The sequence below is a fragment of the Candidatus Bathyarchaeota archaeon genome (genome assembly GCA_026014745.1).
GTDB lineage: Archaea > Thermoproteota > Bathyarchaeia > Bathyarchaeales > Bathycorpusculaceae > Bathycorpusculum.
In genome coordinates this window covers 832544-845902 of record JAOZHS010000001.1, presented here as the reverse complement: position 1 = coordinate 845902, position 13359 = coordinate 832544, and the positions used below count along the sequence as shown (strand labels likewise).

The following is a 13359-nucleotide window of genomic DNA, read 5'->3' as shown; positions in this document are numbered from 1 at the left end:
GTCTTCCTGCTTATGGGCGTTTTTTGAGGACAAGGATCGTCATTGCAAAGCCGATTGCTATGATGACGATTATGCCTACGACTGCGGGGATGAAGTATTCGTCAGCGATTGAGACTGGTGCTGGTGTTGGTGTTGTGGTTGGTGCTGGTTCGTCGACTGCGACTGCAGTTTCAGAGTGTGATGGATAGTATGATTCAGTGCCTGCGAAGGTTGCAATGATTGTGTATTTGCCTGTGATGTCTGGGCACCATTGGTAGCTGTAGTGGCCGTTTGCGTCGCTTGTTGCTTCGCCGATGCTGCGGTAGTTGCCGTTAGCGTCAATGACTGCTAATTGGACATTAACACCAGTGACATCGGTTGGCATGGGTTTTTGCATGTAGACGTATTGCATCCAGTCGCTCATGCTTTCGTCAGAGACTGCTGGAACGCCAGTTGGGAATCTTGCTGCTTGTTCATTTTGTGTTGTGCCGGTAGCTAAGTCGATGACTGTGCCTTCGATGAGTACACTGCTGCCTTGTACTGATACTTTAGGTGATGCAGTGATTGAAGTTTGGCTTGGGCCTTTGCCGATGGTGTATATTTGCATGTCGTAGAGGTTGAGGTATGAGTAGTAACCGTCTGCGATTGCGAAGCCGTTTGTTTCTTGGCCTAGACCAAGAGCGCCTGAAGGTGTAGATGCATCGAGTGACCAGACTACGTCGCCGGTGGTTGCGTTTAGAGCGAATACTTTGGAGTCTTTCCAGTAGGGTGCGTTGCGTGAGTGTTCAACTGCGCCTACGAAGACTTTGCCGTCAGCGACAGTTTGGATACCGAGTGGGTAGTTGGTGTAGGGTGTTGCAAGGCCGCTGGGTGCGCTGAAGTTCCAAACGGTTGAGCCGTCTGTGAGGTCATAGCAGTAGATTGTGCCGTAGCCGCTGTGGTAGAGTAGACCGTCTGCAACAGAGAAGCCGGTGCTGTAGAAGCCCCAAGCATCTTCTGGTTCGGAGGTCCATAGTTTGGCGCCGTTGTCAATGCTGTAGCCTGAAACGGTTAAGCCGTCTCTTGACCATACGGTGAAGGTGCGGGTTGTTGCATCAACTGGACCTAAGTAGAGGGTTTGGTTGCCAGTGGGTGCAGTGTAGTTCTTTAGCCATAAGAGTTGACCCATGCTTTCTGGTTTGAGGCTGATTGCCCACATAGTCCAGGGATCAGGTGTGCCCCAGCTAAGTAGGTTTGCGAAAGTGGAGCTTGTGCCAATGATCATGTCGTCAGGGATAACTTTGACGATTGAAGGTGTTCCGGGTAGGGTGGGTATGGTTACGTTCCATGAGTATGCTAGGCTTGCGTTGATGGTCTTGCCGACTGGTCGCCATTGGTTTGCGCCTGTGCTGGTTGTGTCTGCTGGGCTAGTTGCTGCTGTTTCGCCACTTGCTGCAGTGTTGTTCCAGAGTGCTAGAAAGTGTTGTGCATTGTTTAGTTGGTAGTAGAGAATTTCGCCTCTAGAACCATAGATTGTTGTAACGCCTAGTGATGAACCTGCGCCGCTGGGTACGTTGGTGAGAGTAAATAGCCAGTTGCCGGTTAAGGAATCATATGCTGTCCAGGTACTTCCAGAGACACTCCAGAGGTAGCCGTTGGGGATAACACCGTGTTGGTTGAATGATTCGTAATCGTAGAGTTGGCCAAATTTGGGCATGGTTGCATTTACTGTGTATAGGACTTCGCCTGTTCGTAGGTCAACGCATGCATATCCGTTGTCTGGAGTTGTGCTGCCGAAAACGCCAGATACTGCGTCACTTCTTGGTACTGCATAGTAGAGTCGTCCGTTAATGACGAGTGGGTTGCCGAATCTGCCTTCGTATGCTGTTCCGTCGTAGTAAGTGATACCGTCTGTGCCAGTGTTGGTTCCGCCGACAACACCGCCATCAATGAGTGTTTTAGTCCACATGATGTGGGCGCTGTTGGGGGCTGTTCCGTCTGCTTGGTATCTTACTGCTTGTTGGAAGCCGAGCCAGTTTGATGCAATGGTGTACCATTCTTCGTTCTGTCCTTCAATGGGGCGTGTCCAGTAGTCGGTTGGAAGTGGGTAGGTTGGAATGGTAGGAAGTTGTTCTTCTTGGACGACGATTGAGGTTGTGCCGCTTGCAGATAGGAATGTGTCGTTTAAGTAAGCGTTGGTGCCGCCGTAGAGAGAGGAGGTGTTGGGTATGCCTGTTCCGTTGCTTCCGGTTAATACTTGTGGACCGAAGCGTGCTGTGAATGAGTATTTGCCGATTTGCTCTGGGGTGAAGAGGTAGTAGCTTCCGCCGACTGAGTCGGAGGTAAGTGGACCGACGGTTTCGGTTGTGTTGTCTGGTTTGGTGATGTCGAGGTAGAAGATCCATCTGTCACCTGCGCTGCCCATTGCAGTTGGTGGGATGTAGTTAAGCCAGAAAACGACTGTGGCTTGTTGGCCGACACCGACTGGGTTTGGAGTGGCAGTGATGTATAGGTATGGTTGTATTTGCCATGCTGGATCGTGAGCGTCTGCGAAGGAGATGGAGGCTGCGATGGTTGAGAAAGCGATCAATAGAATCAATAGAGTAGAAGTTGCTACTTTCTTAGATTTTATGTTTAGATTGCCGTTCAAATGTTTGTTTCTCCTTAATACTTGTTTTCCGTATTGTACGGTAAACTAAACAGCCTAGTTAACGAGATATAAGTGTTTCGTAAATCTCCGATTTTGAACATTAAAAGTCGATAATACCGATAGTTTTAACTTAGCAAGCATCGTAAAAATTAAAAGGCATAGATGCGAAAAGATAATAGAGCCAACCCATAATTATTAGGGAAGCTAGTGGGCGGTAAACATGGATAACCTGGACAAGCGTATACTATGGGACCTCCTAAGGGACGGAAGAAAAAGCTTCACAGCCATCGCTAAAGAAAACGACGTCTCCGAGGACACCATCTGGAAACGCTACAAAGAAATGCAGAAAAAAGGCATAATCACAGGAGCCACCATACAATACAATTACAGGCTTTTCGGCTACTCAGCAGTAGCTGCAGTCCGCCTAAATGTAGAATCACAAAATATAGACCCAGTTTTAGACTCCCTTCAAAGTTGGCCCTTCATCGGTATGGGCGCAAAGGTTTTAGACTCACTCAACCTTTGGCCTCAAACCGGAGAAGGCGCAAAAGGGGTATCTCGACTCTTCGGAACCCCGTACACCATAAGCGTCTTTGTTATCTTCAAATCTTTAGGCGCATTAGAAAAAGTCAAAGAAATAATCTCAAAGCAGCACCCCATCAATGGATTCGACACGAACCTCTGGGTGGACACCAGAGCCATCCCCGAAAAAATCATCAACTATTCCCCCCCACAATCTGAAGAGGACAAAAATTCCAAAGAAACAGCCGACCCCCAACATTATGAATTGTTAAAGCTCGACGACTGGGATATGAAAATAGTTGAAAAATTAAGCGAAGACGGACGGATACCATTCGGAAAAATCGCAAAAGAAATAGGAATTTCCACAGATACCGTAACTCGAAGATACGAGCGGCTTAAAAAGAACAATTACATTCGATCCGTTTTGCAAATTGACCCCCAGAAATTGGGCTACCAAGGCTACCTCTTAATCCTAATCGAATTGTCAATGAAAGGCTACATCAACGAAATGGTGGATGAACTCTCCAAAGTATCAGGAGTCCACGACATCATCAGGTTAAGCGGCGTCTTTGATTTGGAAATTGTGGTTCACGTCAAAGACTGCTACGACATAGCAAGCATCCACAAAGATATAGAAAAAATTCCCTACATCAAGAGAATCGAAACCTGTTTTGGACAGGTCTACAATATTTGGCCACCTAGACGCACGCCAATAACCACCTTCTAAGAGCTGTTCTAAAGAGTAGACAGCACAGCGATACCCAACCAGATACGTTAAGGCGGATTGAAGCATCGAAAAAAGAGGCGTCAGCGAGGTCACTGCTTTCTTTTCTGTTTCACAAAAATAATCAAAGACGTAACAACAGCTACTGCTGCGATGGCAAAAGCCAGTGTAGTTAGCATTATTGGATTAGATGGGTTATTGACTGCTATAGTTTGTTCTGAGTTCGACGGAGGCGTTACTTGAGAATTTTGTCCCTCTACGCAAACGGTAAAGTTTACGACGTAGCTATCCCAATAAAGCATAGGCGGCGTGGAGTCGGCTTCAACTTTTTGATAGACAGTCAGGTTGTGGGGACCCCAAGATAGCTCAGGTAACGTCGCTGCTCCCCTCATAGTTATTTGAAAAGACTTTTCATGGGACTCAGTTGTGACAGGCAAAGTTACATTTGCTTTTCCATCTACACTGTAGAGAAAAGTGTAGTAGATATTTTTTCCACTCAACCCGTCACTAAGGGTCTCCAGCACAATTAAATTTGTGTTGTAGGTGCGGTTGGTGGGGGATTTAATGGTGGTTGAGCACATGGGATTTGAGGCTCCAGCCATGGGGGCAGCTTCCAAAATAACCAGTATCATTAGAATGGTTACGCAGAGTAACAATGCCTTCCGCATATCCACCAAAAACAAGAGGTTGCTGTTAGCTTATGAAGTTTTACATCTAAAGGTTTTTGACAAATATCAGCACAATATCTTGAAGTTCGATTAGTGATCTAAACAGACGATTTTTCGGGTTGGCGCTGTTTTGAAAAAAATTTTAATTATGATGCAATTGCTGTTCTGCCCATGACTCTAACGGTGGCAAGGGAAGAACAAAAGCCACTGTTCTTCTCACATGGGAGCAATCGCATTGAATTCAAGCGTTTTCGGAGACGGCAATAGGTCCATCTGGATTAGCGCGGTTCTGCCTTTCAACATCGCGTTGGGTCCCATTTCAACTATGGTTCAGTTGCTGATTTTAAACCTCAACGGCACAGTATTGGAGGTTGGCTTGGCAGTTACCCTCTTTAACGCAGTCAGCATCCCCGCCGCGTTATTCTGGGGGTTTGTCGTAGACCGATTTCAGCGCCGAAAACGCTTCGTACTGCTAAGTTTTCTGGTAACCCCCCTGCTTCTGGTGCTATTTCTGTTTGCCCAAACAACCTACATGGTTTCCTTCCTCTACGCTTTAATCTCCATTGCCATAACCGCTTCAACCACCCCGCTTAACTTGCTGGTTATGGAAACTGAGCATAAGCCTAAGTGGGCTTCAGCATTCGCCGCCTTCTCAATGATTTCAAGCATCGGACAAACCGTTGGATTGGGACTGGGGATGGTGTGGTCGCTTTATGTTCCCATAGAGTATCTGGTGATTCCGCTGGCTGTTTTCTCCTTAGCTTCCACGGTGTTGGCGGCTTTTCTAATCAAGGAACCCCCGATGGTGTTTGAACGCCAAATGCTAGTTATGGACAAGCAGAGTTTCTTTCATAGGCTCAGCCACTCGCCCTACTTGTTCCTAAAAGTTCCCAGCAAAAATGATTTCAAACGCATCTTCCGTAAAATGCCCCAAGGACTAATCCGCTACACTACCCTGCTCTATCTTGCAATGTTTGGTTTCTTCCTCTCATCAGGCATCTTTAACACCGCGATGGTTCCGCTTTTAAACTCAAATGGTTTATCAGCTCTGCTGATTTTCGCGGTATTGATAATTGGCATGGTTGTGCAGATTGTTTGTTTCCGATTTGCAGGTTCCTATACAGAAAATAAGTCACCAATGAAAAGCGCCATAGAAGGTCTTGTGCTGCGAGCCGTCGCCTTGGGGCTAATAGGACTCTCGGCTTACTTGTTGACTGGGGTTTGGTTGATAATTCCAGCGTTACTTCTCTATCCGCTTGTCGTTGGAGTTTCCTACTCAGTATATTACACGGCGTCTAACACCATGGTGTTTAACACGCTTAGCCCCAGACGCAACGGGTCATCGCTGGGGGTTTACAGCGCGTTGGCGGGCGCCGCAACGATGTTAGGGTCTTTTGCCGCGGGGTTTTTAGCCTTCTACTTAGGCTTCCCCGTCACATTCATGATTTCGGCAGCGTGCCTAATAGTTTCGGTGTGGCTGCTGACATTAACGCGAAATCCAAAAGTAAGCATCAACCTCTCAACACAAGAGAATTAATCACGACTAAAAGATAACAAAACCCCTCAATTTTGTAATGCTAAGTGCTACTAAAGGGGGGTGAAAATACCAAAAGCTGCTCCTTGTGGGTCTCTGATGACTGCTGCGCGTCCAAACCCTGGAACTTCAGTAGGAGGAAGCAGAATCTTACCGCCCATCTCCTCGGCTTTTTTGGCAGCTGCATTAACGTCTTCCACCCCAATATAGGCAATCCAATGTGCCTCTGGACCCCCGGATGGCCACCCAGCGCCCTCCGCTCTTGGTCCTACTAAGCCAGCTAATATTTGGGACCCATCCATAAGTGTTGGATAAGGTCCAGAAGTCGCTGTCAGCCCTGTGACCTTCTGGTAGAACTCCTTGGCCTTCTCGACATTGGTTGTCATCAACTCGTGAAATAGAAATCCCTTTTTTGAAAATTGACTCATAGACCTTCAGCTCCATTCGCTAAAACTGTAATTTTCGTAAATTGATAAGTATTATGGTTGATGTATTCAATTTAGGGATAGATGGTTTGTGGGAATTTTTCCTTTAGGAGAAACTTTTCAATTACTAGTTAACATTGCTTACTTGCTAACTCTCTTTCTTCTTCTATAAGTTACAGCTAAGACAGCGCCTATTGCCAATATGCCTAACGTGATGGCAACAACAGTTGTTAAGGTCTGCATTGTTGTGTCTACAGTGAAGTGGGCTGTTTGTTCGGCATATAGAGTTGTTCCATATCTGTCAGTTGCTTTGACTGTGATTGTATGGTTACCTTCCGCAAGACCGGATAAGGTGATATTGCTCGTTGAGGACATGAAGGTTGAGTTATCTATCTTGTAGTACACCAGATATTTGGGGTTATTAACAGTATACGTTAAGGGAACATTGTTTTGTGTATAATTAGCATCTAATGGAGACAGAAGTAATTCTGGAGATACAGTAAAATTGGTTATCTGCTCTGAGTATAATCTGCCTTCATTTATTGCTCTGATACTGATTGTGTGTTGCCCCATTGAAAGGTCTGATAAGGTAGTGTTACAATTTATGGAAGTGCAGTTTGAGTTATCTAACTTATAGTAGACTGAATACTTGTTATCTTCGCAGGTATATGTTAAGGGTACATTGTTTTTGCTGTAAGTGGTATTCAATGGAGAAAGTAGCTCAAGTGAATGATAGCCTGTTGTATTCACTAAGAACATAACAGAAGCTGAAGCCACATTACCTGAATGAGCCGTAATCTCTAGGTTGTGGTAGCCATCAGCTAAGTTGATCAAGGTCCTTGTTCCAATGTTACCATCTGGATATCCCGATGGTCCAATATGGTCTGATAACCTTAAGGGGATAGGTGGTTCTCCATCTAAAGAGTAGGTAAGATTTGACAAATGATACCCTGTCCCAAATGTTATGACTACTACTGAAATACCAATGGTTGATGTTTTGTATTCTTGATTCATTGGAGATTCTATTGTTATGGAATGTACTCTAATGAAATTTGCTTTTACAATTACCCCTTGCTCCAAAGGCACCATTAGAACAATTATAAGTATAATTGCAGTCACTAAAGCTGCCCTTCTCATATCCACCTATTCTCATTGGTTACTGTTGCCTTATGAGGTTTTACATCCACAACTTTGTGTATAGATCGCGAAGCATTATTTCAAGAACGAGAAAAATGTTATTTAACTATGCTAGAGAGTCAAATTCGAAAAAGTTTCATAAACAGATGTTAGAACGCAAAACCTCTTGTAGAGGAAAGCTTTTGAGTCCAATCAGTGAATTATGGTTACAATGAACTCCGAAGAAATGATTAACAAATTGGAGGATCTTGCGGAAAGGGCGATAGCATTAGATGATTTAATCCAACTGGAAGATATTAAAAGGGAAACGTATGTTTTGATTAAGCGATATTTTGGTTATGATAGTGATTATCTTAGACAGATGGGTAAGGTAATATTTCCGCTTGACGAGGAAGGAAATAAAAAAGTAATAGAAGATACAATTCTAAGATATCTTCAAATCACTGATACTATTCTATCAGAATTAAAATCAAGTGAAAAAAATGAGAATGGATCAAGTAGAGTATTCATAGTACATGGAACAGACCGCAAACCCGTTGAGGAATTGAAAGAAATTCTTAGTAATGTTGGGCTTAAGCCTTTAGTTCTTGAAGACCTTCCGGGCGCTAGTAATACCATCATTGAGAAACTTGAGAAATACTCCAAGGTAGACTTTGCATTTGTTATATTAACACCTGATGATGCTGCGGTGCCTTCAGAATCTAACCTTGCGTGGCTAACTCCGTTATTATCTAACAAATCAGGATTAGATGTGTCCTTGCAATTAGCTACACTATTCAAGCGCAGAGCAAGGCAAAATGTTATTCTTGAATTTGGCTACTTTATAGGACGGCTTAAAAGAAACAGGGTTTGCTGTTTGTATAAGGGCAACATCGAGTTACCTTCAGACATGCATGGGATATGTTACTTACACTTCAATGAATCAGTAAATGAGGTCAAAGATACAATCATAGGGGAATTAAAAGCGGCAAATATCCTTCCATCTTATTCGATGCTTAGTTAAAGAAAATATTTCTTTAACAAAGTTTTTACATCATAATTCGACTATAGGAATATGGTAAAATGCATTGATTGCATATATTGCAAAGTTGTAACTGACTCTTCGACAGGTAAAAAATGCTTTCTTTGCAAGGCGTTTCATAACTCCAAAGAATCGACATACTGTGCTTTTGAAATGAATGAGGAAATAAGCTGTAGTAAATTCTCAACAAGACCTCAACCTCCATTTAAAAATGAGGCTGATAACTCAGAAAGTGCGCTTGCTCTACTTTCTGGTAATCCACCTTGTGCTAAACGGGTAATACAAGGATAAGATAAGAACAGCAATATTTCCCCCAGTCTCAGTACTTGAACGACCCTCAAACTTTGAAAAATCAGCAATGGAGTAATTACTTTTTTAGAGCGATTACAGCCACTAAAATGTAAGTCACGACATCCAGCTTTAGAAGCTGAGTGTCAAATTATTTATTGACCAACAACCAAGTTTTTAGTGGAGTAGAACAAGTTTTCATATTGGCAAGAGATTACCCCATAGACAAATTTGTTTGTGTCCTAATAAGAAAATAGCGCCAAATAGATACACAGAGAAGCATCAAGTAACTAGCTGTTATGAATGAATGAACTTTTGTCCAAATAGGACAGATTGAATATATAGTGCATTAGGTTAACGTTTTCCAATTACTGACTCGTCATCATCAACATCTTCAAAAATGCTTTCCTCTAAAGGCAAAAAAGTCCTTGCATCAATCCGTATTATTTTTCCACACTTAGGACATTTACACTTTAGCGCTTTATTCTTTTGAATTAAATCATTGATAATTTCTACTGGGGGAAGATTAACTGTAAACCCGGTAGACAATCCCTTGTTATCGTGACAATTGGTACAATACACGTTTAAGTCCAGAGTTTTCCCCTGAAATCCTTTATAAATTGATTTTCTAAGTGAGAATATCACATTTGCTGCTAAAAGTTCTTTTGAATTAAAATTCTCTAGAAATAGAATATCATCTGAATCTTTAGTGATGAAGCCTCTTAAATCTACATTTTTTCGGCTGATTGGGATAATTATAGGTATATCCTTGTTGGGGTCTAACTTAGCTTTCACCACATTTTTATTATAAAATTTGACAGCTAATGCAAAACCCAATTCTTGGTTAACAAATTGAGAGGACTTCCCACTTTCTGTTAACAGAGCAATAACAAAGAAGCTGTTAATGATTGCACTTTGAATGCGTTGCTTAAACCCCACCTCAAAACTTGGATAGTTTTCTGCTTTGTATGGTCTAAACTGAACTATTCTTCCTAGTGAATCACAGAGAAGTTGCGCCAAGTTGTTATCTGCACTAGCATATGAGATGAAAATGTAATAAGGGTCCACTATGTAGAAGTCGTGTCTGTTCAAAGCGCGCCATCCCTTGATTTGACAATTAGTTACTTTTGATATCAGCTATAACTTTTTTGTTGCAACTTACGCTCCAAAAATAGTTCTTAATGGTCATTGTATACAACGTATAGCTCTCCAACTCCAAGCTAGTGAGAGTATGAAAATCAAATGTGTAAAGTGTGAGTGTGAAGTTTGCAGTAAAATGGCAACTACCCAAGTTTTCTATAACAAAAGTGAAACAATAAAGTACGCTAGAGCTAGGCACTATATAGGCAGAGTGAATAACAAACCACAATTTGAATATCATCAACAATCAGCAGATTACATTCAGAGTAAACTTAGAGAAGTACCTAACTTAGAAATTGGTCATATTGGGCAATTTGGTCAAGGAAAAACGTTGACCTAGAAAAAGCAGGATCTAACTTTAAAAGAACAATGGCGGGTCCGAAGGGATTTGAACCCTTGACTTTCAGCTTAGAAGGCTGACGCGCTATCCGTACTGCGCCACGGACCCACATTGGCAGAGTAAATGCAACACATCCACATATAATTTTACCTATTGCTTTCCGCCAATCCCTCACCCCGAAACTCAATCTGCAAAAGCCTAAGGGGGGTAGGTCGGTATTGGCTGAAAACAGAGCCATTAATATGTTGAAATTTAGTAGTTTGGCTGGTTTTGCAGGTTGTTTTGTTTAATGCTTTTTGAGCCGCGGGATTCTTTATAGGCGTAGGGCGGGTGGAGAGTTTTTGGGTGAGACATGACTAACCTCTACTGAATGGGCCCTGCTAGTGCCCGACTGCATTGCGCTAACATTGCTGTTCATTGTTTTCTTTTGTTGTCAACGAACCTATTTGCAGTCTATTTGGATCCTATTAGTGGTTCTATGCAGAAACTATAGAGGGGTAGGTCAGTATTAGCACAAAACAAGCCGCATTAACATGTTGAAAATCAATAGACATCCCCGTTTCAAAAATTGGCCTTACGCAACTTCTTTTAAACGCACCATGCATAGTAAATTTGTGGAATCAAATCAAATAAAAAAAATGGAAGTGAAAAACTGAAAACTCAAAACGTAAACCTTGACCGAAAAACCCGCATGGCAAACATCCTCTTCAAAATTGACGCCGTAAAATTCGGCGTATTCGAGTTATCCAGCGGCAAAGCCAGCCCCTACTACATTGACCTCCGCGTTATCCCCAGTTTTCCTGATGCCTTCCGAGAAATATGCGACTTCTACGCCCAATACATAACCGAACAGATTGGACTTGGAAACTTCGACCGCATCGCAGGCATACCGCTTGCAGGCATCCCATTTGCATCCCAAATCGCCTATAACCTACGCAAACCCTTCCTATACGTCCGCAAAGGCGCCCACCTGCATGGACGAGAACGCAGAGTCGAAGGCGTACTAGTCAGCGGCGAAAAAGTGCTCCTCGTCGACGACTTGGTAACCACGGGGTTATCTCTGAAGGCTGCCGCGGATGCAGTACGAGCAGAAGGCGGAATCGTAACAAAAGCAGTCGCGTTTTTAGACCGCGAAGAAGGCGGCAAACAAATCCTCGAAAAAGACGGCGTAACACTTTATCCCCTACTAGAAATCAGCGAGATAGCCAACACACTTTTTGAAATCGGAGCCATAGACGAAGAAAACCTAAAAACCATCCGCAAACAAATAAAAAAACACTAACAATTACTCGTAATAAATCAGGCTGGTTTCTTCCAACAACCCATGCAACAATTCAACAGCCTCAAACACGCTGGGTTCTTTTTTACCGCCCGTACAGACAAATTTGCCGCTTGCAAAAAGCAGAATCACCACTTTAGGCTCTTCCATACGATAAATTAAGCCCGGAAACTGCTCAGGCTCATACATCGCGTGACCCAGACTATAGGCGGCTCGTTCAAGGTCTATCATTCCGCCAAAGCTGCCCGAAGCGACTATATTTTGGATTTTTAGTTCAGGTTTGCCGATGATGATTATGCCACTTTTCTTGAGTTCCTTTATAACTTTCATGACGGCGCGTTTAGCTTCTTTTTCCGATTTAGCGCCTGTACAAACCATTTTTCCAGAATTAAAAATCAAAGTAGCAGTCTTGGGACGTTTAAGCCGAAAAACGAGACCAGGAAACTGTTCAGGGCGATATTCGACGCCGGGGTAACCTTTAACAACAGAGTTAAGGTCGACTTTTTGGTTGAGCGTGGCTGAAGCGACAACGTTCTCAATGCTAACAGTTGCTTTTACTTTTGGCACTCGTTCCCCTCTATATCGCTCTCAAATAGTAATTTATCGGTTGTTTACTTTATAAATACATCTATGAACTATAGCCTCTTCTTTCTCAGCATTGGCAACACAAACAACACAAAACCAACCAAAAACACAACACCAACCAGTAGAAAAACACCCCAAGAACTCTCAGCCACAAACAACGGCACCCAACCAACCAAAGGAACACGCAAAATCACCTTACCCACAACCAAATCCTGCGGCACACCCCGCTCATCAGGAATATCATCAAAATCAAAAGGCAAATCGGGCCAAAAAACAGGTCCATTACCATCACCCTTAGTCTTAAAATAAAACGTGCCATTGATGTTCTGCTCATACACTATACGATGAACAATAAGCCGATCACGCGCGGGGTCACGGAAAACAATAATGTCGCTGTTCGGATAATTGGCGTTGAGATCACTTGGGTTAACACCTTCAATAATTAACAGGTCACCCACATGCAGCGTCGGCTCAAAAAGATGACTCCATCCATCGCAACCGCCGCCCTGAGGAACACACATACTGCCGCTTTCCACATACAAAACGGGATAAGCCGTATTAAGACCAACTCGTAACCCGACCCAGACACACAAAACAAGCGCCGCCGCTAAGCCTATGCCAACTAAAATTTTGAAGGTACTCTTTCGCCATAACCTGTTTACAGCTAACACGTCGTAATCTCAGAGACTGTTTAGAAGGTGAAGGATTTTAAAATTACCGCTAATCAACTGCAAAAAAAGAAAAATAGAGAGTGCAAAATGCACTATCAATCGACTCTACAATAAGGGGCTTAGATCTTGTTTTTGCTTAGGACTTCGCGGAAAACGTTACCGCATTTGGGGCATTCGTAGAGTCCGATTTCTAGTTGCATGCGTTTGCCAGCTTTGTCTGGGCGACCTGCCATTTTCCAAGTCTTTTTGGGCTTTGCTACTTCGGTTGAACATTTTGGACATTTAGCCACGATTTTTCCTCCGTATCATCGCTTCCATGCTTTATCGCGATAACATAAAAAACTTTCCATAGATTTTCAACACATAATCAGCACCCGAAAAAAGCAAAACAGACACTTGTCTAAAAAGCAGACACTA

Annotated in this window: 12 protein-coding genes and 1 tRNA gene; 4 read left to right on the top strand and 9 right to left on the bottom strand. The window is 43.2% G+C overall.

What is annotated here, in order from left to right; translation table 11 throughout:
• Nucleotides 1-10 precede the first annotated feature (10 nt).
• Nucleotides 11-2557, bottom strand: a complete 2547-nt coding sequence (locus NWE92_04585; protein ID MCW4028906.1) for a PQQ-like beta-propeller repeat protein — start codon at nt 2555-2557, stop codon at nt 11-13.
• A 271-nt stretch (nt 2558-2828) separates the two neighbouring features.
• Here NWE92_04585 and NWE92_04580 point away from each other — a divergent pair, with 271 nt between their 5' ends.
• A complete protein-coding gene (locus NWE92_04580) occupies nt 2829-3857 on the top strand; it encodes an Lrp/AsnC family transcriptional regulator (protein MCW4028905.1) in 1029 nt (342 codons plus the stop codon).
• 89 nt (nt 3858-3946) lie between these two features.
• On the opposite strand, the gene NWE92_04575 is transcribed toward NWE92_04580, so the two are convergent.
• The gene (locus NWE92_04575; protein ID MCW4028904.1) at nt 3947-4528 is read right to left on the bottom strand and encodes a hypothetical protein; all 582 of its coding nucleotides are present in this window, start codon (nt 4526-4528) and stop codon (nt 3947-3949) included.
• A gap of 229 nt (nt 4529-4757) precedes the next feature.
• Here NWE92_04575 and NWE92_04570 point away from each other — a divergent pair, with 229 nt between their 5' ends.
• The gene (locus NWE92_04570; protein MCW4028903.1) at nt 4758-6059 is read left to right on the top strand and encodes an MFS transporter; all 1302 of its coding nucleotides are present in this window, start codon (nt 4758-4760) and stop codon (nt 6057-6059) included.
• 50 nt (nt 6060-6109) lie between these two features.
• Here NWE92_04570 and NWE92_04565 read toward each other — a convergent pair whose 3' ends face one another.
• Together NWE92_04565 and NWE92_04560 are read right to left on the bottom strand one after the other, a co-directional pair.
• Nucleotides 6110-6442, bottom strand: a complete 333-nt coding sequence (locus tag NWE92_04565) for a VOC family protein (protein ID MCW4028902.1) — start codon at nt 6440-6442, stop codon at nt 6110-6112.
• Nucleotides 6443-6622: 180 nt separating this feature from the next.
• The gene (locus NWE92_04560) at nt 6623-7624 is read right to left on the bottom strand and encodes a hypothetical protein (GenBank protein ID MCW4028901.1); all 1002 of its coding nucleotides are present in this window, start codon (nt 7622-7624) and stop codon (nt 6623-6625) included.
• Nucleotides 7625-7829: 205 nt separating this feature from the next.
• Here NWE92_04560 and NWE92_04555 point away from each other — a divergent pair, with 205 nt between their 5' ends.
• Nucleotides 7830-8621 carry a nucleotide-binding protein gene (locus tag NWE92_04555; GenBank protein ID MCW4028900.1) on the top strand — a complete coding sequence of 264 codons (792 nt, stop codon included), beginning with the start codon at nt 7830-7832 and terminating at the stop codon, nt 8619-8621.
• A 660-nt stretch (nt 8622-9281) separates the two neighbouring features.
• Here NWE92_04555 and NWE92_04550 read toward each other — a convergent pair.
• Together NWE92_04550 and NWE92_04545 are read right to left on the bottom strand one after the other, a co-directional pair.
• On the bottom strand, nt 9282-9995 hold the full coding sequence (locus NWE92_04550) for a toll/interleukin-1 receptor domain-containing protein (protein ID MCW4028899.1): 714 nt from the start codon (nt 9993-9995) through the stop codon (nt 9282-9284).
• A 442-nt stretch (nt 9996-10437) separates the two neighbouring features.
• Nucleotides 10438-10515 (bottom strand) — tRNA-Arg (locus NWE92_04545).
• Between the two features lie 583 nt (nt 10516-11098).
• Between NWE92_04545 and pyrE the strand changes: the two genes are divergently transcribed.
• On the top strand, nt 11099-11689 hold the full coding sequence (gene pyrE / locus NWE92_04540) for an orotate phosphoribosyltransferase (GenBank protein MCW4028898.1): 591 nt from the start codon (nt 11099-11101) through the stop codon (nt 11687-11689).
• A 3-nt stretch (nt 11690-11692) separates the two neighbouring features.
• Here pyrE and NWE92_04535 read toward each other — a convergent pair whose 3' ends face one another.
• The 3 genes from NWE92_04535 to NWE92_04525 form a co-directional block, all read right to left on the bottom strand.
• Nucleotides 11693-12253, bottom strand: a complete 561-nt coding sequence (locus tag NWE92_04535; GenBank protein ID MCW4028897.1) for a TATA-box-binding protein — start codon at nt 12251-12253, stop codon at nt 11693-11695.
• A gap of 68 nt (nt 12254-12321) precedes the next feature.
• Nucleotides 12322-12864, bottom strand: a complete 543-nt coding sequence (locus tag NWE92_04530) for a signal peptidase I (protein MCW4028896.1) — start codon at nt 12862-12864, stop codon at nt 12322-12324.
• A gap of 197 nt (nt 12865-13061) precedes the next feature.
• Nucleotides 13062-13232, bottom strand: a complete 171-nt coding sequence (locus NWE92_04525) for a chorismate-binding protein (protein MCW4028895.1) — start codon at nt 13230-13232, stop codon at nt 13062-13064.
• Nucleotides 13233-13359 lie beyond the last annotated feature (127 nt).

Bases quoted from the DNA above. Each gene is read 5' to 3' on its own strand.
- NWE92_04580 (MCW4028905.1), top strand. From the start codon at position 2,829: ATGGATAACCTGGACAAGCGTATACTATGGGACCTCCTAAGGGACGGA.
- NWE92_04565 (MCW4028902.1), bottom strand. From the start codon at position 6,442: ATGACAACCAATGTCGAGAAGGCCAAGGAGTTCTACCAGAAGGTCACA.
- NWE92_04555 (MCW4028900.1), top strand. From the start codon at position 7,830: ATGAACTCCGAAGAAATGATTAACAAATTGGAGGATCTTGCGGAAAGG.
- pyrE (MCW4028898.1), top strand. From the start codon at position 11,099: ATGGCAAACATCCTCTTCAAAATTGACGCCGTAAAATTCGGCGTATTC.